This window comes from Psychrobacter proteolyticus, assembly GCF_038155145.1.
GTDB classification, from domain to species: domain Bacteria; phylum Pseudomonadota; class Gammaproteobacteria; order Pseudomonadales; family Moraxellaceae; genus Psychrobacter; species Psychrobacter proteolyticus_B.
In genome coordinates this window covers 605,140-630,686 of record NZ_JBAKAY010000001.1, presented here as the reverse complement: position 1 = coordinate 630,686, position 25,547 = coordinate 605,140, and the positions used below count along the sequence as shown (strand labels likewise).

Genomic DNA, 25,547 nt, shown 5'->3' with positions numbered 1-25,547 from the left:
AAAAGCGCGCCGTTAATAGGTGCGCTTTTTTTAATGTAAAATTATCCTGTTCAAAAACTAATAATGCTTTCTATTTACTCATTAATACTCTAATCAGTTACTCAACCGAACCAAAACGCTCTCTGACCATCGGCAACATGTTAAAGACCATTTTACCTACTGCTGTGCCATTACCATCTTGGTAATATTGCAGCAGCTCTGGAGCATACTTTCGTAAATCAATGCTATTGCTAGCGCTCGGCGTCTGCACATTACTTGGTAGGTTAGGAAACGCCAAGTCCTTAGTGCTGATAGCAGAATACTGCTGCAACACATCTATCCTCATACCTTTGTTGTTATTCGCTTCGCTAGTATTGTCCAACTGACGACGTAAGTGCTCCCACTTGAGTTGACCACTTTTATCAAACCCGTACAGTTCCTGTACTTCTGTATTGGCAACGACCTCACCTGTCGTGGATTCCTCATTCATTTGATTTTTTATCATAGCCAGTATTTTTTGTACAACAGACTTACTGGTGAATGCCTTTGGATTTTGAATCGACTCAAACGCTGTCATCGGTTCGGGTTCTTGTACCAGCTCTGGGTATTTTTCACTGATCCGATCATAAAAAATCTGCATATATTTCTGTTGCGACGCTTGATAATCCTCAAAGCTTTGTACTCGGCGAATGATTTGATCACTTGGTAACATAGCCGATAACTGGTGCGCAGGCAGCTTTGGAGACAGTGAAGCAAGTGAGTCAGGGGCAACATAATTAAACTGGCTGACAGGAGCCGCATCATAAGTCGCATCTAACGCCGCAAAGTGGCTTTTGATGACTTCACCACCAATCCCTTTAGGCAATGTACCATCATCAATGGCTATTTTTAACCACTTGTTTTGCCATTTTGTACCGAGTTTATCGTCTAACAATTCTGAGTTTAAAATCGCAAAATTATCTGCCCACAGGTAAATATCACCGTTTTTAAAATTCATATAAATAGGCTGGTTGATACTGCTGTGATGATTACGTGCTTGATATTGCGCACTAGCGAGCATCGTAGCCTTGCCTGCCATCGGTTGGTAGATACCTTGAGAGTCGATAGAGAGCGGCTTTAGTAGATACTCATCTAATAACTGTGCTTTCTTCCTATCTAACGGTCTTTGTTTATCTTCATAACTATCAAATAGCGCTTGATAATCTGGTGCTACTTTTACATCGCTATCGTATTGATGGTCATCCCATGCATGATAGGCATCTACGCACTCAAAATACGACTGCCTTATGCTGTCACGCTTAGTATCGTAATCCACCGCCAGGATATCTTTGTTTTGCTGTTCGGCTTGTAAGATTAGAGCCGCGTATGCTTGATCGTGGGCCTCTTCGCAGTGTTCATCTACATAGTTTGATGCCGCCATTTTCTCCGTACTAGTACTAGTATTAGTATCAGCATCTGTAAATTGTTGGTTATTACCAATTTCAAGATTGCTATGGTAGCTAAATGACTGACGACGCTGTTTTTGTAGTGCTGTTTCTAATGTCTTTTTGGCAACGCTAGGCGTTTGTTTTACAGCCGCCGTGCTGGACTGGCTCAAACTGGTAGACTGGCAACCTGTTAACAACAGTGCCCCTGTCAAAAATGCGCTGGTGACTAACAGATTGTTTTTAGTCTTACATGGCAGACGTTGTGCAATGGTGTGATGTACTGTTTTCATTTTTTATCCTTAATAGATATGAGCGTAAATGCAATGAGATAATGTCATTTGACTTCTATTTTTCATTCATATCATCTTGAGCATCGTCAACTCGGCTCTCATCGACAGCACCATTGTCATTGTCATTGTCATTGTCATTGTCATTGTCATTGTCATTATCGTTACCATACTCATCACTGCCATATTCGTTACTGCTATAAGCACCTTCGACACCGCTATCTTGATAGTCGTAGCGTGCATAGCGAGCCGTTTGTAATCTGTCTTTTTTATCGCGCTGCTTAGCTATCCATGCATTGCCATCGATAGGAGGCGTAGCGTCTGAACCAAAAGACTCAGCGAGCAGTGGTGTCAAGGCATGACGGTTAAAGCTGGCTTTATCGTAACGTACTTGGTTTAGCATGGTTGTGGTCGACCCCATAAAATCACTACCGATATTGACACGTTGCTGCTTGGCCAGCAGTCGATCTGAGCTGTCTAAGTAATAGTAGTTGATTTGATTAAACGAGATAGGACCGATGGCTTCAATCAGCTGCAATAGCGAACCGACATCCGCGCTTTGATAGCCTTTATTGTATAATTGCACTTTAGCTAGTGCTGTCTTTAGTGCAGCACCATCAGGATATTTATCTGGATTGGCATCTACATATTCTTGCAGTGATTTCGTCACATATTTGAGCGTCTTGCCAATTACTTCACCGCTTTGCTGGCTACCGAAATAGACTTTTACGGCGCGAGTCGCACCGACTTCTTTGGCAAACGCGTCACCACTGATATCTACTGCGCTAAAATGCTCGGGCGCCAGCTCAGCCATGCTGCTCTGTATCGCATTGAGCACCGCATCGTAGAGCACCGCTGGTGGCAATTGTGCCGTAATGCTTTCAGGCAGACCAAAGCTCACTGTATGCGAGGTCATCTGTGATGGTAATGGCGTATTCTCAGGGTTAACAAGTGCAACGATCGGCATAATGGCCGATGGATCTACTACGACACTGCTGTTATTAAAATCAAATGCTAACGGTATCTGTATCGATGAGCTAATCGTTGGTGTGGCGTAGTCGTAGCTATAGACGCTTTGTAGTTGGCGCTGCTTGGGACGGTATTGACTGACGCTATTGAATGTTAAATGCTCATACTGATAAGCATTGGATGCAGCTATTTGCTCAGGAGTACGATGGAACATATCAAGTATATTGCCAATCATGCCTGTAGATGACATTGGTAGGCTGCCACGATTTACCGTCTCTGTCTTAGCTTGCTGTTTTGCCATTTGCATGGCTTCATACTTTGCAGCCATTGACTTGGGACTTAACCCTGACATCCCTGAGAGCATACCTTCACCACCGCTACTGTATTCATCATAATTATCATAGTCGTCACTACTATAATCAGCGCTATCATAATCTGCTGTATCATAGGCATACTCGTTATCGCTGTTGGTATCACTGCTCGTAGGCTCATTCTCCCCCACTTCAGCCAATATAGCAGCAATAGCTCTTCTTTCTGCTTCAGCTTCTGCTCTAGACTTATCATAATCACTAGGATAGTCGGATTCTATCGAATCTTTCGCGTCATCATAATCGTTATAGTCATCATTGTATGGCTCATCATCACTTTCGCTATATGCACCCTCAGGCTGATACATATAGGTTTCTATAATCGTTCTAAGCAAGCTACTAGATCCTGCATCAATACTACTTGGGTCAATGAATGGTGCTAAGCGATAGTTGGCTGTGGCGACTGCGACATGCTCGGTCGCCAAGTGCTGACGAATGGCTGCAAGCAAGTGTGATTTGGCTTGGTTTTCGGTATTTGGATACTTCTCTTGATCAAACAGCTGCTCATAACGCGCGGCCTGAACGTTTTGACTGGCAGTAAAGGCTTGACCCTGACGTTGGCTCTGCGCGGCATCTGCAACACTAAAGTCCATCATGGTACTAGAGACGCTGCTATTCGAAGACAGATTGGAAGATGAGCTGGCTGGAGTTGATTGGCAACCTGCGAGTACAAGTGAAGCACTACCAACTATCAAGGCGATAGACGTCAATTTACTGGTTGGATATAGATGACTGTTATTGCTTTTGCCATTATAGTTTTTATGATCAGTGTTCGATAAACAAGCAGGCGCAGTCTCAGAGTAGCGCTGTCGATTGCGGTTATTAATATGGTGTGATGACATAGTAATCTCTTTGTATGAATAGACAGTCGATAATGAGTGTACATTGGTACCGTTATTTATATCACAAGACGTTACAATTTAGTAATATTAGCGAATATTTTTAAAGAATTTCTTCATTCATAAATAATTTTCTCTGCATAACTGCTGTCTTATCAGTAGCTTCATTTACTTGAAAATTAGCCTCATTTATTTGAAATACAGCTGATACAGACAAGCGCTATAAAAGCGTACACCACAAAAGATAATAAACAACTTTCTACTATTTCATATTTTCGTTACTATTTAGGCTTATCTATTTTTTAGCTCTATTCTCTCCACTCGCGTAAAAAGGACTTTGCGATGTCACAGTTATTATCTCGCCACCATCGAACCGCTCAGCAGCGTAAACCGAAAATTAATACCTTACTCAAATCTAGCGTCGTGCTCATTACCAGTACGCTACTGCTATCTATATCCGCACAGGCTGTAGAGTCAACGACCTCAGTAAGTAATGCGACGGTCAACAACACATCAATCAATACCAGTGCCATAAACTTGGCCATCGTGGCTGATAGTCCAACGGTATTATCTGAAACCAAACGCATCACGCGAGCGAAGACCAATACACTTAACATCACATCGAACAATGCTAACAATACTAATAGTGACCAAGCCATCTATTCTGAAGACGCCATTCATCATCCAGTTTGGGCAAAAAACGGCATGGTCGCTACCCAAGAAGCGCTTGCCTCTGACATCGGTTTACAGATTCTAAAGGACGGCGGTAATGCGGTAGATGCTGGCGTTGCGGTGGGTTTTGCCCTAGCAGTGACCTTGCCGCGCGCAGGTAATATCGGTGGCGGCGGTTTTATGATGATTTATGATGCCAAGCAAGGAAAAACGGTGGCGCTTGATTACCGTGAAAAAGCACCGAGTAGCGCCTCGCGCGATATGTACCTCGATGAAGCAGGCAATGCTGTCAGCGACTTATCTCGTTATCATGGCTTGGCAGTTGGCGTGCCAGGGACAGTAGCAGGACTACTAAAAGCGCTAGAAGAGCATGGTACGATGAGCCGCGAGCAAGTTATGACACCAGCGATAGCACTGGCTGAAGACGGCATAGAAGTCACCGCTGGCTTGTCAGAGTCACTCACGGCGCTGAGCGATCGCTTACAGAAATGGCCAAGTACCAAAAAAGTGTTTTTTAAGCCTGATGGCAGCGCTTATCAGCCAGGTGAACGTTTAAAGCAGCCTGAGCTTGCGCGTTCGCTAAAGCGGATTGCGGTACAGGGTACCGATGGGTTTTATAAGGGTGAGACCGCTCAAAAACTGGTCAAAGCAGTCAACGAAGCAGGCGGTAGCATGAGCCTGCAAGATTTGGCCAATTATCAAGCCATTGCTCGCGAACCTGTCAAAGGCGACTACCGTGGCTATGAGATTGTTTCTATGCCGCCGCCCTCCTCTGGTGGTATTCACATCGTGCAGATTTTGAATATATTAGAAGGCTATCCGCTCAAAGACTACGGACAAAACAGCGCACAGACTATTCATCTAATGGCGGAAGCGATGCAGTTGGCGTATGCAGATCGAGCTGAGTATCTGGGAGATGCCGACTTTATCGATGTACCTGCCAGCGGCTTAACGTCACAAGCCTATGCAGATAAACTGCGTACATTGATTGACCCCAATAAAGCCACGCCAGCATCTACTATCAAAGCTAACAACCCTCTGCCGTACGAGAGTGATCAGACCACGCATTTCTCTATCGTTGATAAAGAAGGTAATGCCATAGCCAATACTTATACATTGAACTTCTCTTATGGTACTGGTCTCGTTGCGGACGGTACAGGCATTCTGCTCAATAATGAAATGGACGATTTCTCTGCCAAACCGGGCGTACCAAATGGCTACGGTTTACTTGGTGGCGACGCCAATGCGGTGGAGGCCAATAAGCGTCCACTGTCTTCTATGAGTCCGACGCTCGTATTCAAAGACAGCAAACCTTATATCGTTACTGGTAGCCCAGGTGGTAGCCGTATCATCACGACTGTCACTCAAATTATCTCCAACGTCATCGACCATGATATGAATATCGCTGAGGCAACACATGCGCCGCGTATCCACGATCAATGGTTACCTGATGAGATTCGAGTCGAAAAAGCACTGAATATTGATACCGTGAAAAAGCTCGAATCAATGGGTCATACGGTCAGTCCAAAATCTGCAATGGGATCTACACAATCGATCATGCTCACACCAAACGGTGTTTATGGATCGTCTGATCCACGTATTGTCGATGCGGCAGTGGTTGGTTATTAAACAAACTGACTTTAATTATCAATTACGTAGCCCTCTATACCTCGTTGTATTGAGGGCTTTTTGATGTTGCCTATAACCGAGTTTTTATGACGTAATGACTTAACTTACGCAGATTAAACCCTTTGAACCTGTGGCTGTCTGCGGCAAATAATGCTATTATTGACGACCCCATTTAAAACGTATCAATATGACTATCGAGGTCTTATCGGCCACTAGATATCAGTATAATTGATTGATAATAATCAATTATTTTATCGGTAGCTTATTTCTTTGATCGTACCAGTAAGAGTCTTCTATGGCATTTGTACACCTTGGCATTCACAGCGAATATTCCATCACCGATTCTATCGTGCGTATCAAACCGCTGGTAAAAGCTGCTGCGGCTGACAATCAGCGTGCGTTGGCATTGACCGATTTGTCCAATTTATATGCCACGGTGAAATTTTATCGTGCCTGCTTAGGTGCTGGTATAAAGCCTATTATTGGCAGTGAAGTCATCATGGATAATGAAGACACACGCCTCACCTTACTTGCGATGAATAACGAAGGGTATCAAAACATTACCCGTATCGTATCGCTTGGGTTTACCGAAGGTCGCGCTGATCCTATTAATCATGGTACGCCGGTTATTAAGCGCAGTCATATCTTAGAGCATGCAGCAGGTGTGATTGTACTGCTCACCGAAAAGTCAGACGTGGGTCAAGCATTGGTCGGCTCGATGCCAGAAAAGGCTGATGAGCTACTTACTGAGTGGCAGGCGAAATTTGACGATCGTTTGTACTTTGCGATCAAGCGTACCAATCGCTCAGGCGAAGATGCTTTTATTAGAGCAGCCATCCATTCAGGTGCCAAACACAACATCCCTATCATTGCGCATAATGACGTGCGTTTCTTAGAGCAAGATGATTTTGATGCCCATGAAGCCCGCGTGTGTATTGCAGGCTCTTATGTTCTTGCTGATCCAAACCGCCCGCAGACTTATTCGGATGAGCAGTATCTAAAAACCCAAGCTCAGATGGAGCAATTATTCGTTGATATTCCGCAAGTCATTGACAATACCTTGCGCCTCGCTACACGCTGCAATGTAACTTTGACACTTGGTATTAACGTCCTACCTGATTTTCCTGTGCCTGAAGGCGAGACGATTGAATCGTTTTTCCGTGCAGAGTCACAACGCGGTCTTGAGCAGCGCTTAGATAAGCTGTTTCCTGTCGAAGCACGTACGGACAATTGGAGCGACTTCCGTCAGAGATACGATGAGCGCCTTGCATATGAGTTAGATATTATTCTATCCATGGGCTTCCCCGGTTACTTCCTAATCGTCATGGACTTTATCCGCTGGGCAAAAGCCAATGGCGTGCCAGTAGGCCCTGGACGTGGCTCTGGTGCAGGTTCATTGGTCGCATACGCATTAAACATTACCGACCTAGACCCGATTCATTACGATCTACTATTCGAGCGCTTCTTGAACCCTGAGCGTGTATCGATGCCCGATTTCGATATCGACTTTTGTATCGAAGGTCGTGACCGCGTCATTGATTATGTCGCGCAAACCTATGGCCGTGATGCCGTCTCACAGATTATTACCTTTGGTACCATGGCAGCGAAAGCAGTTGTGCGAGATGTGGCACGCGTACAAAGCAAATCGTACTTTTTGGCCAATAAAATATCTAAGCTGATTCCAAAAACGCCTGGCATCACACTGAGCCAAGCGCTTGAGCAAGAACCACAGCTCAAAGACTTGATCTCTAATCCTGACAATATGGATTATGAGGATGCCATTGAGATTTGGGAGATGGCGATTAAGCTTGAAGGCGTCTGTCGAAACGTCGGTAAACATGCTGGTGGTGTATTGATTGCTCCGCACAAAATCACTGACTTTAGTGCCATTTACTGTGATGATGAAGGTCACCGTGTCAGCCAGTTTGATAAAGACGATGTAGAAGCTGTTGGTTTGGTGAAGTTTGACTTTTTGGGTTTACGTAACTTAACCGTCATCAACGCTGCGGTTGAGAATATTAATTTACGCCGTGCAAAAGAAAACGTACCTGCCTTAGTTTTAGAAGATTTGCCGCTAGATGACAGCAAAGCCTATAAGCTGCTGCAAGATGCCAAAACCACGGCTGTCTTTCAGCTAGAAAGTATGGGCATGAAAAAGTATCTGGCCAAACTGCAACCGACCAACATCGAAGATGTCATCGCTATGTGTGCGCTGTATCGTCCCGGCCCACTCGATGCAGGCATGGTAGAGATGTATATCGACCGTAAGCATGGTCGCGAGGAAGTCATTTATGACCATCCTAATCTTGAGCCAATTTTAGAAAACACCAATGGCGTTATTGTCTATCAAGAACAGGTAATGCAAATCTCGCAGGTGATGGCAGGTTATAGTCTGGGCGGTGCGGATATGCTACGCCGTGCGATGGGTAAAAAGAAACCTGAAGAGATGGCCAAGCAGCGCGATATTTTTGTTACTGGTGCAACCTCACAAGGCATTGATGAAGTTACGTCAGGTGGCGTATTTGACTTGATGGAAAAGTTCGCAGGTTACGGTTTTAACCGCTCGCATTCTGCGGCTTACGGGGTATTGGCTTATCAAACGGCCTACCTAAAGCAATACTACCCTGCTGAATTTATGGCAGCGGTCTTAACTTCAGATATGAACAACACCGACAACGTCGTGTTCTTTATCAATGACTGCCGTGAAAACTTCGGGTTAACCGTAGTCAATCCTTCGGTCAATCGAAGTGAATGGCATTTCGTCGCCGATACTCCGACCAATATCATCTATGGTCTTGGCGCAATCAAAGGCGTGGGTGAAGGTGCGGTAGAGTCCATCGTAGATGCACGCCGCCGCGAAGGTCCTTTTAAAGATTTATACGACTTCTGCCGCCGTGTCGACATCAAAAAAGTCAATAAACGCACCCTTGAAGCGTTGGTCAGCGCTGGCTGTTTTGACGACTTTGCCGCCACGCTACGACCTGACTTGCCAGCCGATGAAGCTTACGAGATTCGCGGTGCCTTGATGAGTCAACTGCCAAGCGCGGTACAAGCCGCTGAGCAAGACCGTCAAAACCGCGAAATCGGTATGATGGATTTGTTTGGTGAAATGGATGGTGTGGTCGCAGCGCCGCCGTTAGTGATGACGCCAGAACTCATTTGGGGTGACAAACACCGTCTAAAAGCGGAAAAGAACACCTTGGGACTGTACTTAACGGGACATCCAATCAATGAGTATTTGGATGAGTTGAAGCGCTATACCTCTGGTGCGCGTCTCGATAAGTTAACCGATACTGGTTATAACGGCAGCTGCTATTTCTCGGGGCTTATCATAGATATTGCCAACTTTGGTAATCGCAATGTGATTACTTTAGATGATGGTACATCGAGACTCGAGGTCAGCTGCTATGCTGAGCGTTTTAATCGTGTCAAAGAACAGTTGAAAATCGATGAAGTCGTCATCATCAAAGGCAGCATCCGTGAGCGTGATGGGCGCTTATTTGCACGTCTTGATAGTGCCATGAGTATGGTAGATGCCAGACTACGTTGGCTCAAAAAAATCAGTATCAAAGTTCACGGTAGTGATATTAATCTGCTCACACGTCTACAGCCATTACTTAAATCAGCCCAAGCTGACATTATTCCCGAGCCGCGTCTGGCTTATAACCAAGAGCAAGACGAACAAGGTAATGGCGGTAACAATGTCTACGACCCTGCAATGGGTGGCAGCTTGTATGATGAGAACGGTAATGATTTATTGGCATTAGAGAGCGACATGAACCATGATGCGGCCAATCAAAACGGTATGTCAGCCAGTTATGCCAATAATGCCCTGAGTAATACTGACGCTTCTATCAATGATAACTGTCTGCCACTTGGACTAAGCATTTATGAAGTCTATGGCATCGCAAATGTTGGACTGTCTGAGCACTGGCGCGTTTATCCAAATGACGACAACCTGCAGACATTAAAGACTTTGGTCAGTGAAGAGAACTTACATTTCCATTACAGCTAAGACGTACATTACGTTTTAAAAATTCATTATAGTAATCTTATTGCTTTAACTTTTATAAATTGGACAACCACCATGGATGACACTATAAATAATAATATGCTCGGACAAACTGATGAAGAGATTATCAATCATGAACAGTTCGAGGACATGCGTGACCTGCTCGAAGAAGACTTTGTTGATTTGATACAAGTATATTTTGCTGATAGTAAGCAAAGAGTTGCAGCGCTGCGAATTGCCCACCAGAAAGACGATAACGCCAATGGTTTTGAAACTGCTCATGCTTTAAAAGGTGCCAGCGCCAACTTAGGTACGACTCAATTAGTCCGTCTTAGCAGCCAGTTACAAGAATACTGCCGTGAGCGCCGTATCAATGAACAAGCCGTCCTGATCGAAGAGATTGCCATTGCATTACACCGTGCTGAACAAGAAATCAATCAGAGACTGGGACAATAATGAGTAACGACGCTTCATTAGCCGTATCATCACGCATAGTGAACGACTACCTTGATTGCCTACAAGTGGTCATGGTTAATACAACTTTACCTGCCAATATTGGTTCGGCTGCCCGTGCGATGCATACCATGGGCTTGTCTCGCTTAACGGTGGTCGATCCCAAATTACCGATTGACGAAACCAGTGTATCTCATGCAGCGGGTGGCAGTGAATTATTATCGTCAGCTTTGATTGCACCCACTTTAGAGTCTGCTATCTCTGGCTGTCAGTTGGTGTTTGCCGCTAGCAGTCGTAGCCGTCATATGCCGCGCCCTGTCGTGACACCTACGCAAGCCGCTAAGATTATGTTTGACTTTATCGATGCACAGGCAGCTCTAAGTGTAGACGATAGTAATGCTGATACCTCATCTGCTGCGACTTCTAACAAACCAAATATTGCTATACTGTTTGGACGTGAAGACCGTGGATTGACCAATGAAGAATTGGCTTATGCCGATTATCACATTCAAATCGATGCCAATCCTGCTTACCCTGTGCTAAATGTTGCATCAGCCGTGCAAGTGATCGCCAGCTTTATTTTTGCTTATGCTCAAACGCACACTCAGACAGCTGATAGTTTAGATTCGGATACAAGCACAGACGCCCAATCGACAATCAATGTGAATTTGCGTCAGCAATGGGATGAGCCTGCTATTAATCAGCAGCAGTTGCAACAGCTCACTCAGCGCACCACTGACCTTATGGTGCAGCGTGGCCTAGCAAATAGCGAACATCTGAAGTCATTGCCATCACGCTTGTCTAGGCTTGGGTCACGCCTACAGCTTGATCAAAAAGAGTATCAGCTATTAAGCGCTTTGATTGCAAAACTATCAAAAGACTAAAACAAGCCATAGTTTATAAGCTTGTTTTTATTTGACAGCTTTTTACTATATTTTGCCGTATAAAGCTGTTATAACTTGCAGAAGCTTAGCGAAAATATATATTCCTGATTATCCGAGCTTTATGACCACAGATTAGAGGCATCGCTGTTTTCGCAACGACACTCTACCGACGAATAGATAGGACGCTTTATGTCATTGCCATCCAAATTGTTCAAATCACTTGTTACCATCAAGAATGATTTGAAAGAAGATATTGATGCAGTATTCACCCGAGATCCTGCGGCGCGTAATAGTCTGGAAGTGATTCTAACTTATCCAGGCATACATGCGCTTGTTTTGCATCGCGGTGCACACTGTCTTTGGAACAATGAACAGAAACTAGCCGCTCGCGTGATCTCTTACGGCTCGCGCATCATGACAGGTATCGAGATTCACCCTGCTGCTAAGATTGGTAGACGCTTTTTTATCGATCATGGTGTCGGCGTCGTCATCGGTGAGACTGCTGAGATCGGCAACGATGTGACGCTATACCATGGTGTTACTTTGGGCGGTGTATCTTGGAATAATGGCAAGCGTCACCCAACGCTAGAAGACGGTGTAACGGTCGGTGCTGGTGCAAAAGTTTTGGGGCCGTTTACTGTTGGTAAAAATGCTAAAATCGGCTCGAACGCAGTGGTAGTCAAGCCAGTACCAGCAGGTGCTACGATGGTCGGCAGTGCCGCGCGTATGATCTCAGATCATCACGATGAAAAAGGTAATCCAATCGCGACAAAAGTACAAGATGCCAAGCAACAAGAAAAAGTTGCGCATGCTGGTGAGAGCAACGATCAAACTAAAGACACTACCCCTACTGCCAAACGCACCAATACCTTCCGTGCTTATGGTATCGACCCTTATTCACAAGACCCTGTTGCAGAAGCTTTTGCTAAAATGCTTGAACACATCCAACAGTCAGAGAATCGCCTCGATCAACTACAGTCAGCGATGTGCGATATTGATCCTAATTTTTGCAAAAAAGAATATGACAAGCTTTGTCTAGAAGATTTAGATGTGATTGGTCGTGCTGATATCAATGACGCAGATAACGAGCAGAAGTAACTACTATAACTTCAGTAAAAGAAATAAAACTAAGGGGCGTACACTATACTGTACGCCCCTTAGTTTTATGTACTGCAAAAATATTAGATGTAGTCAGTGTCAGTGTCAGTGTCAGTGTCAGTGTCAGTGTCAGTGTCAGTTAAAATAAATTAATTTACCATCTATCTACTTATTATCAATTTTTTCTCAAAACGCTATTCAAACATCTAATCAGTAGATATGGTTAATTCCTTGACCCCCGCTTCCTCATGCGTTTTAAATGGATAACGATCGGCCATGACAATCCAATCAGACATTGATTTAGATGTCGATTCTTTGCTTAGGCTATTATTTTTATCAGTCAGCTTAATCATCAAAATATCAATATCCATCGTCACTTGTCGCACTTGATTTGGCTTAATCTGTCGACATCTATTACAGTCCCCTTCAAGCGTTCTAAAGGTTTGCTGTAGTTGTTGTAGGCTCACAGGTGTGGTCAGTGCTAGATGGACACACTGATTGGTATAGTCAGGCTTTGGTAATTGGGTAGTCGCGGTAAAATCAGGGTTTTGAAAAGCCGTAGACAATCGCACCTCACCTAGCGCTGCTAATCGCTGCCTAGCAAGCGGTAGATACTTGTCGGCTTGATAGTTACTACCTAGCGCTAACACTACCTCTACCACGGGCTGCGCTTGCACAGTCTCAGGTGCGCATTGTGTTAGCATTGCCAAATTCAAATCCATTGATGTTTTATGCATCATCAGATTGGCTGACGTTAACTTCTTTGGCATCTTCTTTAGTAGCTAGCTCGTTGGTTGATGCTGGCGCATAGCGCGTTATTTGCACCCCTACCGCATCAGCTTGAGCAATAGCGGTAGGCTTAGCAATGCTCAACGTTATTTTTTGACAGTCATATTTTGCAAATATCTTATCAGAGATCTGACCAGCCAAATGCTCAAGCAGCTTTGCTTGTATCTCTTTACACCACTCACTCACATCATCGCAGACTTCTTTATAACTCAGGGCATCGCTGACATCATCTGACACAGCAGCACGGCTAATGTCAGTCTCAAGCGCGATATCAATGAGTAATGGCTGAGTAATGGCTCGCTCCCAATCAAACACACCGATTACTGCATCGACTTTTAGACCTTTTATAAATACCACGTCAGACTGAGTATGAAACATGCTTTCATCCTTGTTTGCTAATTTTTTTCGTGTTTTTAATATTTACTTAACTGATTTTAGCGCTTCTTCACGTAGGCGCGCCGCTTTTAACGCTTTACTTGGACGATGGCGCCACAGGTCAATGCTGAATAATAGCAGACCTAACCAAATCAAACCAAATACTGCCAAACGTTGTAAATCGAACGGTTCTTTATAATAGAACACCGCCAAAAAGAAAATAAAGGTCGGCGTCAGATAGTTCATAAAGCTCAGAATACTGTATGCAACGAGCTTGGTAGATTTATTGAATAATAAAAGCGGTATTAGCGTAATCGGACCTGCGATCATAAGCAGCCAAATATTTGAGCTAAACCAAAAGCTCAGTTGATGACTTGCCACATCAGATTGCCAAAACCACCACAGACATAACGGTACTAGCATTGCGGTCTCGACAAACATGGCATCGACAGCAGTCAATGGCGTTTGTCGTTGAATCGTCCCGTAGGTACTAAAACTGAACGCCAAAATCAACGATATCCACGGCAGACTGCCAAGCATCACCACTTGAATGATGACAGACAGCAGTGCAAATCCAATAGCGACCCATTGTAGCGTGCGCAAACGCTCTTTGAACAAAATCATGGATAGCGCAACGCCGACCAATGGCCCGATAAAGTAACCCAAACTGGCCTCAAGAATACGGTCTTGATTGACCGCCCATACATAGGTCAGCCAGTTGGTCGCAATAATTAAACCAGACAAAAAGGTGAATACAATCCATCTTGGATTTTGCTTTAAGGTGTCAATCCACTGCCAGCGCTTGGTCGCTACCAGCAGCACCAGCAGACATAAAAATGTCCAAATAATGCGATGGCCAATAATTTCAGTGGCATCGTATTCAGATAACTGCTTGAAATACAATGGAAACCCGCCCCATATAAAAAAGGCAATGAGCGCAGTAATAATGCCGCGTCTGGTTGTGGTTATCGGGGCAACGGGTTTTTTGATGACATTTTGGGTAGTCATAATATAGGACAACTTTTTAGAGCAAAGCGCACTCTCACCTAATTCTAATTATTATTGTTAATCAAATCGTGAGAGCGCAGGGTTACTACAGTGAGATTATAAGGTAAAAAGCAATGTACTCATGCCAATAGTGACATGAGTACATTGCTAACGATGTTAGATTAAATCTTTAAGAGTTAATGATAGCTTAGCGACTTACTCAGCACCAGTATCCACTTGGATAGACATACCGATTTGGTTGGCAAGTTCAGCGAATCCTGGGAAACTGGTATTAACCGTTTCAACCCCTTCAATGGTAATTTGCTGGGATGCACGCAGACTGGCTACAGAGAAGCTCATCGCAATACGGTGATCATGATGCGAGACAATATGACTGCCACCAAAGACAGGTTGGCTATTGTTTACTTCACCGTTTTCAGTAGCAGCGCCTTTACCTTCGATAATCAGACCATCATCAGTTACAGTACAATCAATACCAAGTGTATGTAACCCTTCTGCCATCACAGCAATACGGTCTGATTCTTTGACACGCAGCTCTTTAGCACCAGTCAATACCGTACGACCTTGTGCACAGCTAGCCGCGATAAATAGCACAGGGAACTCATCAATGGCCAGTGGTACAAGATGCTCTGGTATCTCAATACCGACCAAATTTGAGCTGCGAATCGTAATATCAGCAACTGGCTCGCCGCCCACATGTGTCTCATGGCTTAAGCTAATATCTGCATTCATTAATTTAAGAATATCAATGATGCCAGTACGTGTAGGATTGATACCTACTTGGGTCAAGGTCAGCTCACTGTTTTGACTGATGGCCGCTGCCACCATAAAAAACGCTGCAGATGAGATATCAGCAGGAACCGCGATATCGCCGCCTGTTAGTGTGCCGCCACCAGTAACACTGATGCGATTGCCTTCTACGGTTACCGGATAACCAAAGGCCGATAGCATACGCTCAGTGTGGTCACGGCTGATCTCAGGCTGTGTGACCGTTGTCGTACCTTCTGCCCATAGACCTGCTAGTAGCAAGCAAGACTTTACCTGAGCTGAAGCAACTGGCATATCATATTCAGTGCCTTGTAATGGCTTACCCACCGTGTCACGACCAGTGATACTGAGCGGCGCAGTACCACTATGACCAGTGCTCTGAATCACAGCTCCCATCGTGCGTAGCGGTGCCGCCACGCGCTCCATTGGGCGTTTATTCAAGCTAGTATCACCTGTCAACACGCTATCAAACGATTGCGCTGCCAAGATACCAGATAGCAGACGCATACTGGTACCAGAGTTACCCATATACAGTGGGGTTTTGCTAGGTTTTAGACCATTCATACCGACGCCATGGATGGTCAAGTTGCCATTATCAGGGCCTTCGATAGCCACACCCATATCACGGAATGCTTGTAGCGTCGCTAGCGCATCTTCTCCTTCCAAAAACCCAGTCACATTTGTCACGCCTGTGGCAAGACTGCCGAGCATAATGCTGCGATGCGAGATAGATTTGTCACCAGGAATCGCGATGGTGCCAGAAACAGTATTGCTAGGGGTAATATTATAAGAAGCTGACATAGCAGAAGTATCCGTATAAGGGGTGCTGGCTAACATATGGCCGAAATGTCGCCGTGCGGCTTGCGCGCGGCCCAAAAGTCCCATCAGGGCGGTTGAATTTTGATCAATGATAAGCTGGCGCATCGTCTGTAAATAGACACCATACTCATCAAGGGCGCTAACAATCGCGTTTTGGTTGGCAAAAAATATATCATGCCACATTTTAGGGTCACTGGCAGCGATACGCGTAAAATCGCGGAACCCACCAGCAGCATAACGAAACATATCTAAATTATCATCATGGCTTGCCAATTGCTCAACCAAATTAAAGGCAAGTAAATGTGGCAAATGGCTGGTGTGCGCTAATATGCGGTCATGATGCTCAGCATCCATTGACATAACATTTGCGCCCACTGATTCCCATAATAGTCGCAACTTTGCAATAGCAGTTGCACTGGTTGTCGGTAGCTCGCAAATAATAACGCTATGATTAACAAATAAACTGGCGCGGCGCGCATGATACCCTGAATTTTCAGCCCCAGCAATTGGATGCGCTGGCACCAATCCTATCGGCAGCGAGCCGAACACTGCTTTAGCGGCATCAATGATATTGACCTTAGTACTACAGACATCTGTCATGATGCAATCATTGGCAAGCTGTCCGTTATCCATCGCTTGTTTGATATCAATGAACACTGCTTGAACTGCCTGTACTGGCACTGCAATAATGATTAAATCACTGTCAGCGATAACGTCTTGTAAGTTTGCACTACCTGCATCTAGCAGACCATGCTCAATAGCTTCTGTAATACTTGGCGCATGTCTATCGACTGCTACCAGACGCGCGCTTAAGCCATTATCTTTAATAGCTTGCGCAAAACTGGCACCAATCAGCCCAAGTCCAATCACACAAACTTGTTTAAATATAGGTAGCGTAGTATTTAGAGACGATTGAAGTTTATTATTTTTCTGACTACTCACGGCTTTTCTCGTTGGACACACTAAGACATAGATAGGGCCAGTCTTAGTGTTATAAATTTTAATGGCTAACAAAGAACAACTTTTTAATGAAAAAACATTAATAGATGCGCTTAGTCTTCAGTCAAAATAGAACGCAAAGTATCAATCAAACGTAGGTTGTCTTCAGCCACACCTACTGTGATACGTAGCCAGTTAGGTAGTCCATAAGCATCCAACGGACGGACAATAACGCCTTGTTCAAGTAGTGCCTGATGGATAGAAGCAGCGGTTATATCTTCCATCTCAACCTGCACTTCGACCATAATAAAATTGGCATGCGACTTCACAAAACCCAATCCTAGCGCGTCAAACTGCTTTTCTAACCAGCGCATTTGCTCATCGTTTATCAGACGAGTTTTTTCGATAAAGTCTTGATCAGCAAGTGCAGCAGCAGCAGCAGCTAAACCGACACGGCTGACGTTAAATGGCTGACGAATACGGTTTAGTAAATCCGCCACTGCCACCGAGCTTAGAGCATAACCGACGCGTAAACCTGCCAGCCCATAAGCTTTAGAAAAAGTACGCACGATAATGACATTATCGAACTCATCTAATAGTGCGCGGTTGTTACTCTCAGGACTATACTCGATATAAGCTTCATCTAGTACCACCAAGACTGAGCTTGGCACACTGGTAACGAACTGATACAGCTCTTTTTGCTCTAGCTGCGTACCCGTTGGATTGTTCGGATTGGCAATAAAGACGATTTTGGTATTCGGATTGTCTTGAACCGCTTGGCTCATGGCTTTTAGATTATGGCCGAAGCGTTGAGCAGGCACTTCAATGCCCGTGGCACCTTGCATCTTCGCTAGCATAGGATATACCACAAAAGCATACTGACTATAGACGATGGCATCATCAGCACCCACAAAGCTGCGTGCTAAAATATCGAGCAAATCATCAGAGCCATTACCTAAGGTAATTTGATTGGCATTGACATCGTTAAAATCAGCCAGCGCTTGCTTTAGATAGTAACCATTGCCATCAGGATAGCGCGACAACTGCCCTAGCTGCTCAGTCACTGCTAGCGTCACTCGTGGGGAGCATCCCATTGGATTCTCATTGCTAGCCAGCTTGACCACATCTGAGACACCATACTCACGTGTCAGCTCCTCAATTGGCTTACCGGTTTGATAAGGTGCCAATGCCAAAATACTGTCGTAAGCTGGCGTTAACGGCGATAGATCTGACGCGGTCAATTGAGTAGTCTGCATGGTTTATCCTTAGATGGTATCTGTAAATGCTTTTTTTGAATACTATCTGCAAAAGCTAAGACCCATCTATTATGTATGAATACCAGTGAGTAAGCCTGTAATTATCTATAAGTAGTTGTCTATAGGTAGTCGTCTATAAGACAGCTTTTGGATATGAGCCCAATATGCGCAAATCCTTGACCAATGGACGAATATCATTGATGGCAGCGCTAACGTTTGGATCATTAACATGACCATTCATATCGATAAAGAATACGTATGCCCACTTGTTAGGACGCTCAGGACGCGTCTCAATACTGGTCATCGATACGCCATGATATGACAAAGGTTTCAAGATTTCGATCAGTGCGCCTGCTTTGTCGTGAGCGGAGACGACGATAGAGGTTTTGTCTTGACCAGATGGCGCAATTGCTTCATGACCGATAATAAGGAAGCGTGTGGTGTTACTTGGATTGTCTTCGATATTTGAGTAGAGCTTATGCAAGCCATACTCTGCAACAGCGACATCACCTGCAATCGCAGCTGAATGCCATTCATTTTTAAGGCGGCGAGCAGCTTCACCGTTGCTTGATACTGCAACGCGCTCAACATTAGGGAAGTTTACATCTAGCCAATGACGGCACTGAGCAAGCGACTGCTGGTGCGAATAAATACGGCTTAAGCCATCAATCTTAGTATGTTCAGCAACCAAGAAGTTTTGATGAATTGGCAGTTCAACTTCGCCAATGATTTTCAAAGTAGAAGATAAGAAGCCATCTAGAGTATGGTTGACTACGCCTTCTGAAGAGTTTTCGACAGGAACCACGCCATACATCGCTGTACCCGCTTCGACTTCGCGGAACACATCAGTAATGGTCGTCATCGGTACGGTATCAGCGGCTTTACCAAAGTGCTTGAGCGCAGCGGCATGCGTAAAGGTACCGACAGGGCCCAAGAAGGCAATACGCTGCGGCGCTTCTAAATCCAAGCATACTGACATGATTTCACGGAACAAACGCGCCATTTTCTCATCAGCGATTGGACCTGCATTACGCTCCATGACAGCTTTTAGTACCTGTGCTTCACGCTCAGGGCGGTAAAAGATAGGATTGCTATTGTCATCAGCAGCGGTATGATTTTTCTTTACCATGGCTACTTGCTGAGCCAACTTTGCACGGTTATTGATTAACGTTTGGATCTCACAGTCTACTGCGTCAATATTTTGGCGAATATTGTCTAAAAACTCTTTTTCAGTTGCGGTATCGCTAGCGCCTGTAGTGGTTTGATTTAGATTATCCATTGTTTGCTCTGGTGACTGCTCGCTCATTACCGCCCATCCTTTTTAGATTTTATCGCTGTTAGATATTACTATTATTTAAATATTGTTATTACATTGCTATTACTTAGGTAGCTCTATTGCCAAATCTGACTGTTTTCTGTTTTTAGTTAAAGACTAAGACTGATAGTAGAAACTATATTCAAAATCAACCTCAAAACAGTCTATCAAAAACACCTTATATTGCTAGTGCCATTTAGCGTTAATGCTATATTTACTGCCAAATACAGCAGCTTAATACATAGCCGGCTCTACTATAGCAAAAACTAAGGTCAGTGCCCATGCGTAAATGCGTATAAATATACCAACTGTTATTAATATTAGCACAGCTGAGCCAGATAACAGCGACGCATAGCATAACTATGAGGCAACACCTGCCCAAAACTGTGTTACAGTTCCAGTTCAGCTCCCTACCCTGTTATATATAAGAGGAGCATCATGTGATTAATAAGAAAAGGATACCTGATGAGCGCATTACAACAGCTACGCACTATGACCACGATTGTTGCTGATACTGGTGACCTTACCGCTATTGCCCGTTTAAAACCTATTGATGCAACCACCAACCCAAGCCTTATTACCAAGGCTCTGATTCATCCTGACAACCAAGGCATGTTGTCAGAGACCATGAGTCGTCACAATGGTGACGTGGATGCCGTAATCGATGCGCTGACCATTCAGGTTGGCTGCGATATTTTAGAGCTGATCGAAGGCCGAGTCTCTACCGAAGTGGACGCTCGCTTATCTTATGATACTCAAGCGACGATAGATAAGGCTCTGGCGTTTATGGATGCTTACCAAAAAGCGGGCGTCGATTCAGAGCGAGTATTGATCAAAATGGCGGCAACTTGGCAAGGTATCGAGGCAGCACGCTATCTTGAGACTCAAAATATCCACTGTAACCTGACCCTACTTTTTGGACAACATCAAGCGATTGCTTGTGCAGATGCTGGCGTGACCCTGATATCACCTTTCGTTGGCCGTATTCTAGATTGGCAAAAACGCCAACAAAGCCGTCAAAACGTACCGGCTGCTGATGACATGGGCGTACAGTCAGTCAAGCTCATTTACCAGTATTACAAACAGCATGGTTACCAGACGCAAGTAATGGGCGCCAGTTTCCGATCTACCGAGCAAATTTTGGCATTGGCAGGTTGTGACTTACTGACTATAGCTCCCAACCTCATTGATGAGTTGGCAGCCATGGATACCGATGTAACTCGCCAACTGTCTCCAAGCATGTCGATGGGTATGAAAGCGATGACTCAGGTAAGCTTAACGCATGAAGAGTTTAGTGCTGCGTATCAGCAAGACAAGGTTACGCAGGACTTATTACCTAAAGGTATTGACGGCTTTATCGGCGCGCGTGACGAGCTGGCTAAGACATTAGCAGCCATTCGCGGACAATAATAACCACACGACAGAGCACGACGGATACTGGGCTGGCACAAAAGATATTTGCCTACTAATAGTAAGTTGGCTATCATTACCTACTTCAAATGACAAGAAGCAAGGCTTATATGAAACGGCTATCAATATTATTGGCAGGCAGTGCTTTAGCGATCAGCGCCCAGGCAGTTAACTGGGTAGAGGTGTCCGAGAGCAGCTCTGGATCAATTTTTAGTATAGATTTGGATTCTATTGAAAGCTCTGACATCAGTATCATAGATGAAAAAGACGTCGAAAATATCACAGTATCTATCCTTAGAACCTATCCTAAAGACAAAGATGCCGATAAAGATGAATCGAAGGAAGAAAAAAGCAATATTGACCATAGTGAGCAACAACTACTCATTTCATGTAAAGACGCCAGTTACTATAGACGAGCCTTCGTTAACTACGATGCTGAAGGCAAAGTAACCAAGTCATGGCAGTCAGAAAAACCAATATTGACCACAAAAGATTTTAAAGTCACTACCCCAAAGACAGTCGGTCGTACGGTGATAGAGCAGTCTTGTAAGGACTACGAACAAGACGAAGAGCAATGAATACAGCCTACTCAACACAGTACTAAAAAACATCAATACAGTACCAAAAAAGCGCCCTGACATAGTATCAGGGCGCTTTTTTATTTGGAGAATCGTTTAACTATATCGACAATACGATGTGTCTAGTAGTCAAAAACATAGCAATTTACTTTAGGCTTTTAGTACCGTATAAACAGGTACTGGGAACTCGCCATGCAAGTCGACCAAGTCCAGTAACACTAGCGCACCGACCACAGTATGGTCAGCTGATTGACACAGCTCGTAGGCAGTGGTCAACGTACCACCAGTTGCCAAGATATCATCGACCAATAGTACACGCTCAGGTGGTAGATTGTTTTGCATCTCAAGCGTGTCTTTACCATACTCCAGTGCATAGGCTTTATTGGCAACAGGTGGCGGCAGCTTACCTGGTTTACGTAGCAAGATCATGCCTTTGCCCAGACGACCTGCTAACATACTGGCAAATACAAAACCGCGCGCTTCTACTGCGCCTAGACAATCTACCTCGTCCATAAGCCCTTCTGGCAAAGCGGTAAGTAGCGCATCGATAACAGCGTCAACATGACTGCGCAGTAACGGGGTAATGTCATAAAAATCAATGCCAGATTTTGGAAAGTCTGGTACTGTGCGAATAATCTGCCAAAACGGATGGTCAGTATTGAGCACATGGGACGTCTCATTGTTGGTGGCGGATGTGGCGGCGGCATTGGTACTCATGATGACCCTTAGCTTATGTATTTAGATGGTTTAGTTAGTTTAGATAAGACAACAACTAGATGATATATCAGCGATAAATGCTAAGCATTACTGTGAATTTAGCGGCGATCATTATAGCATAATTGGTTTTCGTATGGCGGGCTGGCGTCCAGTCTTGTTATTAAGCGCTAATAAGGTAACGTATGTGATTGACTTGATAAAAGAAAAGTCATCTCAATATACAAGTGTAAACTTAACTATGAAAATTGCGGTTATATGCTAAACTACGTGCGTTTTTGCAGTCTAATATAATAGCTGTAATATTAAAAATGAGCGTTTATAGCACGCTGTAACTGTAATACTGGTAATGATCGATAGGACTATTTATGAAACGTTATGAATGTATTGTCTGCGGCTGGATATATGATGAGGCGCTTGGCTGCCCAGAAGAAGGTATCGCACCTGGTACTAAGTGGGAAGACATCCCTGATGACTGGACTTGCCCTGAGTGCGGTGTCGGTAAGCTTGATTTTGAGATGCTTGAGCTGTAGTAGATGACCCTCTAATTAGGACACTTCATGACAAAATCAAATGACATCAATAGTGCCAAATTGCCTGAAACGCTAGATAACCATCTAGAAGATCATCTGAATAACTACCCTACTCCTGAGTGGCGCAAATTTGGGGAGCATCAATGGCGCGACTCTGACTTGAGTAAGCACCTTCGTCAAGCAATGATTGACATCGGTGATGGTATTGAGTTGTGCGTCGAAGCTGGCGGTAATCCCAATAATCCGCCGCTGCTGATGATCATGGGGCTAGGCTCACAAATGATATTTTGGCCAGACAATTTTATTAAGCGCTTTATCGATGCTGGTTTTTTTGTGATTCGTTTTGATAATCGTGATATCGGCTTGTCTTCTAAAGTACAGATAGAAGGCTTGCCGCGTATTAGCCAGCTCAAAATGATGGTACGTCTACAGACAGGGCTGTCTAACAAAAGCACACAGGTTGCTTATAACTTGACGGACATGGCTGAAGACACCGCACGTTTGATTAAAGCACTCAAGCTTGGTAAGACACATCTGCTTGGGGCTTCGATGGGCGGTATGATTGCACAAATCGTGGCGGCACGTTATCCAAGCTTAGTGCAGCGAATGGCGCTTATGTTTACCACGACCAATCGTGCGTTTTTGAAGCCACCCAAGCCCAAACAGCTATACACCCTTATCAATCGTCCAGAGAGTCATTCTGAGCGTGATATCGTGCGTCATAGTGTTTGGTTTATGAAGACCGTTGGTACACCAGGTCATGTGAATGTGCGGATGGTTCGTGAAATCGCTAAGATTCGCTATCAGCGCAATTTTCACCCGCTTGGTACAGTACAGCAGCTCAATGCTATCTTGGCATCAGGCTCTATCAGTCGATTTAGTAAGCAAGTCAAAGCACCAACGATTGTATTACATGGTAGCGCTGATGGACTCCTACCTGCCTCGCAGGGCCGAGTCGTTGCCAAGACTATCCCTAATGCTACGTTCCATCTCATCGAAGGCATGGCACACGATATTCCAGAGTATTATCAGCCTTATATGGTTGACTTAATCAGCAATCATTTATCGAGCAAATAGCTTTAAAAACATCAATGTCAAAAAAAGAGTATAAAACCTAGCGAAAAATCACAGGTTTTACACTCTTTTTATTGCCTATTTAATCCTAGGGCGTGTCCTCAATTCAATCGATAGTTATCTAAATGGGTTAAAAATGGCTAAATCTTGCCAGACAGCGTCAAATAGCTGACTAATATCTCGATATTATCTGCGCTATTTTCCTTGTTTGACTGCGATTTATCTCATTTTATCTCATTTTTATCACCATTTTTAAAATGAGGACACGCCCTAGTAATTGCATCAATCACAAGCAACACCAGCCCCTTCTTTATCAATGCACATTTTATTCCCATTCTTTAGGTTACCAATCCACGCCTTACCACCTGTAAATACAAAGGAAGGTTTGCCCTGATAGCTATCGTTAGCGTTCAGACCATTGTTAGCAAAGCGAAAAGGAATCACCAGCTCACCGCCTAAATTGATAAAGCCCCACTCTTCACCGATACGCACGCCAGCATATTCCTCAGAAAACGGACGCACTTCATCAAATGAGTACGTAATCATCGTGACATTATTGTCATCGACGAAACCCCATTTACCATCTTGCTGACGCGATTGAAGCGTCGTAAAGCGCGCTGGTACAGACTGTGATGCTGTGCTAGATTTTTCGTTAGAAGAAGTAGGTTTATTCACTGCCTGAGTGTCATTCTGGGCATTTGGATCATGTGCTGCATTACCGTTTTTATCTACCCAACTGGTTGCACGGCCTTTGCGTACACGCGCCACCCCATTACGATAATTATCAATATCATCAATCGCTGCAGAAAACGAGACAACGGTACTATTGGCTGTATTAATCACACCATAGTTACCCTCTTTTTTTACCACGATACGCCCATCCGATACAGGACGCGCCCAACCTTGACTCTCTGTCAATATATCGTACATGGCAGGCACGACTTCACGGCCCTGCATATTAAGATAACCAACGCGACTGTTGCGCAGTACAGGTAACAGACCGCCTGACAGTTTATCGGCATCGACTTTTTGATAACGTGATAAATCAACGACTCGTTTGCCTTTTTTATCGATTAAAGCCACTGGCGCACCAAAGTCTTTGATCGCCAAAAAGTAACTGCTACTGGCTGTGCAGGAAACGTTTTTATAATAACTTTTTGGGATTTTACAACTAGCGGCATATGCACTAGGCATCAAAAACAATGCGCTAGATAGCATCGTTACGACAAAACTGTATTGCGATATTTTTGGTAGCAAGCCAGACAATGTATGTGGCTGTTTTTTTGATAGCAATCGTTGAAGCATAAATAAACCTAGACAAATAATATAGATTGTTTGGTATAACAAATCAG

Annotated in this window: 19 protein-coding genes; 9 read left to right on the top strand and 10 right to left on the bottom strand. The window is 44.3% G+C overall.

Going from position 1 to position 25,547, the window contains the following annotated elements; genetic code table 11:
- Positions 1-97: 97 nt before the first annotated feature.
- On the bottom strand, positions 98-1,696 hold the full coding sequence (locus V6252_RS02480; RefSeq protein WP_341609128.1) for a hypothetical protein: 1,599 nt from the start codon (positions 1,694-1,696) through the stop codon (positions 98-100).
- Between the two features lie 55 nt (positions 1,697-1,751).
- On the bottom strand, positions 1,752-3,872 hold the full coding sequence (locus tag V6252_RS02475; RefSeq protein WP_341609127.1) for a hypothetical protein: 2,121 nt from the start codon (positions 3,870-3,872) through the stop codon (positions 1,752-1,754).
- A gap of 339 nt (positions 3,873-4,211) precedes the next feature.
- Here V6252_RS02475 and ggt point away from each other — a divergent pair, with 339 nt between their 5' ends.
- The 5 genes from ggt (at position 4,212) to cysE (ending at position 12,617) form a co-directional block, all read left to right on the top strand.
- Entirely contained in the window at positions 4,212-6,170 is a 1,959-nt protein-coding gene (gene ggt, locus V6252_RS02470) for a gamma-glutamyltransferase (RefSeq protein WP_341609126.1), read from the top strand.
- Positions 6,171-6,465: 295 nt separating this feature from the next.
- Positions 6,466-10,185 (top strand): DNA polymerase III subunit alpha, encoded by a 3,720-nt coding sequence (dnaE, locus tag V6252_RS02465; protein WP_341609125.1) that lies wholly within the window; start codon positions 6,466-6,468, stop codon positions 10,183-10,185.
- A gap of 72 nt (positions 10,186-10,257) precedes the next feature.
- Positions 10,258-10,638 carry an Hpt domain-containing protein gene (locus V6252_RS02460; protein ID WP_341609124.1) on the top strand — a complete coding sequence of 127 codons (381 nt, stop codon included), beginning with the start codon at positions 10,258-10,260 and terminating at the stop codon, positions 10,636-10,638.
- Positions 10,638-11,519, top strand: coding sequence for an RNA methyltransferase (locus V6252_RS02455; protein WP_341609123.1), 882 nt, complete (start codon positions 10,638-10,640; stop codon positions 11,517-11,519). The genes V6252_RS02460 and V6252_RS02455 overlap by 1 nt, the downstream gene beginning before the upstream one ends.
- A gap of 189 nt (positions 11,520-11,708) precedes the next feature.
- Positions 11,709-12,617: a serine O-acetyltransferase gene (gene cysE, locus V6252_RS02450; RefSeq protein ID WP_341609122.1), complete on the top strand. Its 909-nt coding sequence runs from the start codon at positions 11,709-11,711 to the stop codon at positions 12,615-12,617.
- A 206-nt stretch (positions 12,618-12,823) separates the two neighbouring features.
- On the opposite strand, the gene V6252_RS02445 is transcribed toward cysE, so the two are convergent.
- From V6252_RS02445 to pheA, 6 genes are all read right to left on the bottom strand, one after another.
- Complete coding sequence (locus tag V6252_RS02445) at positions 12,824-13,321, bottom strand: 2-amino-4-hydroxy-6-hydroxymethyldihydropteridine diphosphokinase (RefSeq protein WP_341609158.1); 498 nt, start codon at positions 13,319-13,321, stop codon at positions 12,824-12,826.
- Between the two features lie 25 nt (positions 13,322-13,346).
- Positions 13,347-13,784, bottom strand: coding sequence for a dihydroneopterin aldolase (gene folB / locus V6252_RS02440; RefSeq protein ID WP_341609121.1), 438 nt, complete (start codon positions 13,782-13,784; stop codon positions 13,347-13,349).
- 42 nt (positions 13,785-13,826) lie between these two features.
- Positions 13,827-14,789, bottom strand: coding sequence for an EamA family transporter RarD (gene rarD, locus V6252_RS02435; RefSeq protein ID WP_341609120.1), 963 nt, complete (start codon positions 14,787-14,789; stop codon positions 13,827-13,829).
- A gap of 195 nt (positions 14,790-14,984) precedes the next feature.
- Positions 14,985-17,318 (bottom strand): bifunctional prephenate dehydrogenase/3-phosphoshikimate 1-carboxyvinyltransferase, encoded by a 2,334-nt coding sequence (locus tag V6252_RS02430; RefSeq protein ID WP_341609119.1) that lies wholly within the window; start codon positions 17,316-17,318, stop codon positions 14,985-14,987.
- A gap of 110 nt (positions 17,319-17,428) precedes the next feature.
- Positions 17,429-18,571, bottom strand: coding sequence for a histidinol-phosphate transaminase (hisC, locus tag V6252_RS02425; protein WP_114701083.1), 1,143 nt, complete (start codon positions 18,569-18,571; stop codon positions 17,429-17,431).
- A 133-nt stretch (positions 18,572-18,704) separates the two neighbouring features.
- The gene (gene pheA / locus V6252_RS02420) at positions 18,705-19,877 is read right to left on the bottom strand and encodes a prephenate dehydratase (RefSeq protein WP_102092477.1); all 1,173 of its coding nucleotides are present in this window, start codon (positions 19,875-19,877) and stop codon (positions 18,705-18,707) included.
- A gap of 474 nt (positions 19,878-20,351) precedes the next feature.
- On the opposite strand from pheA, the gene V6252_RS02415 reads away from it, so the two are divergent.
- Both V6252_RS02415 and V6252_RS02410 read left to right on the top strand, forming a co-directional pair.
- A complete protein-coding gene (locus tag V6252_RS02415; RefSeq protein WP_341609118.1) occupies positions 20,352-21,296 on the top strand; it encodes a transaldolase in 945 nt (314 codons plus the stop codon).
- A 110-nt stretch (positions 21,297-21,406) separates the two neighbouring features.
- The gene (locus tag V6252_RS02410; protein WP_341609117.1) at positions 21,407-21,874 is read left to right on the top strand and encodes a hypothetical protein; all 468 of its coding nucleotides are present in this window, start codon (positions 21,407-21,409) and stop codon (positions 21,872-21,874) included.
- Between the two features lie 150 nt (positions 21,875-22,024).
- Here the strand turns inward: V6252_RS02410 and V6252_RS02405 are convergent, their stop codons facing one another.
- Positions 22,025-22,591, bottom strand: coding sequence for an adenine phosphoribosyltransferase (locus tag V6252_RS02405; RefSeq protein ID WP_341609116.1), 567 nt, complete (start codon positions 22,589-22,591; stop codon positions 22,025-22,027).
- Between the two features lie 365 nt (positions 22,592-22,956).
- Here V6252_RS02405 and V6252_RS02400 point away from each other — a divergent pair, with 365 nt between their 5' ends.
- Together V6252_RS02400 and V6252_RS02395 are read left to right on the top strand one after the other, a co-directional pair.
- On the top strand, positions 22,957-23,121 hold the full coding sequence (locus V6252_RS02400; RefSeq protein WP_057759803.1) for a rubredoxin: 165 nt from the start codon (positions 22,957-22,959) through the stop codon (positions 23,119-23,121).
- 27 nt (positions 23,122-23,148) lie between these two features.
- Positions 23,149-24,198 (top strand): alpha/beta hydrolase, encoded by a 1,050-nt coding sequence (locus tag V6252_RS02395; RefSeq protein ID WP_341609115.1) that lies wholly within the window; start codon positions 23,149-23,151, stop codon positions 24,196-24,198.
- A 279-nt stretch (positions 24,199-24,477) separates the two neighbouring features.
- Here the strand turns inward: V6252_RS02395 and V6252_RS02390 are convergent, their stop codons facing one another.
- Positions 24,478-25,500: a WG repeat-containing protein gene (locus V6252_RS02390; RefSeq protein ID WP_341609114.1), complete on the bottom strand. Its 1,023-nt coding sequence runs from the start codon at positions 25,498-25,500 to the stop codon at positions 24,478-24,480.
- Between the last annotated feature and the right edge of the window lie 47 nt (positions 25,501-25,547).

Coding starts and splice junctions, on each gene's coding strand:
- V6252_RS02480 (WP_341609128.1), bottom strand. CDS start 1,696: ATGAAAACAGTACATCACACCATTGCACAACGTCTGCCATGTAAGACT.
- V6252_RS02475 (WP_341609127.1), bottom strand. CDS start 3,872: ATGTCATCACACCATATTAATAACCGCAATCGACAGCGCTACTCTGAG.
- ggt (WP_341609126.1), top strand. CDS start 4,212: ATGTCACAGTTATTATCTCGCCACCATCGAACCGCTCAGCAGCGTAAA.
- dnaE (WP_341609125.1), top strand. CDS start 6,466: ATGGCATTTGTACACCTTGGCATTCACAGCGAATATTCCATCACCGAT.
- V6252_RS02460 (WP_341609124.1), top strand. CDS start 10,258: ATGGATGACACTATAAATAATAATATGCTCGGACAAACTGATGAAGAG.
- V6252_RS02455 (WP_341609123.1), top strand. CDS start 10,638: ATGAGTAACGACGCTTCATTAGCCGTATCATCACGCATAGTGAACGAC.
- cysE (WP_341609122.1), top strand. CDS start 11,709: ATGTCATTGCCATCCAAATTGTTCAAATCACTTGTTACCATCAAGAAT.
- V6252_RS02445 (WP_341609158.1), bottom strand. CDS start 13,321: ATGCTAACACAATGCGCACCTGAGACTGTGCAAGCGCAGCCCGTGGTA.
- folB (WP_341609121.1), bottom strand. CDS start 13,784: ATGTTTCATACTCAGTCTGACGTGGTATTTATAAAAGGTCTAAAAGTC.
- rarD (WP_341609120.1), bottom strand. CDS start 14,789: ATGACTACCCAAAATGTCATCAAAAAACCCGTTGCCCCGATAACCACA.
- hisC (WP_114701083.1), bottom strand. CDS start 18,571: ATGCAGACTACTCAATTGACCGCGTCAGATCTATCGCCGTTAACGCCA.
- pheA (WP_102092477.1), bottom strand. CDS start 19,877: ATGAGCGAGCAGTCACCAGAGCAAACAATGGATAATCTAAATCAAACC.
- V6252_RS02415 (WP_341609118.1), top strand. CDS start 20,352: ATGAGCGCATTACAACAGCTACGCACTATGACCACGATTGTTGCTGAT.
- V6252_RS02410 (WP_341609117.1), top strand. CDS start 21,407: ATGAAACGGCTATCAATATTATTGGCAGGCAGTGCTTTAGCGATCAGC.
- V6252_RS02405 (WP_341609116.1), bottom strand. CDS start 22,591: ATGAGTACCAATGCCGCCGCCACATCCGCCACCAACAATGAGACGTCC.
- V6252_RS02400 (WP_057759803.1), top strand. CDS start 22,957: ATGAAACGTTATGAATGTATTGTCTGCGGCTGGATATATGATGAGGCG.
- V6252_RS02395 (WP_341609115.1), top strand. CDS start 23,149: ATGACAAAATCAAATGACATCAATAGTGCCAAATTGCCTGAAACGCTA.
- V6252_RS02390 (WP_341609114.1), bottom strand. CDS start 25,500: ATGCTTCAACGATTGCTATCAAAAAAACAGCCACATACATTGTCTGGC.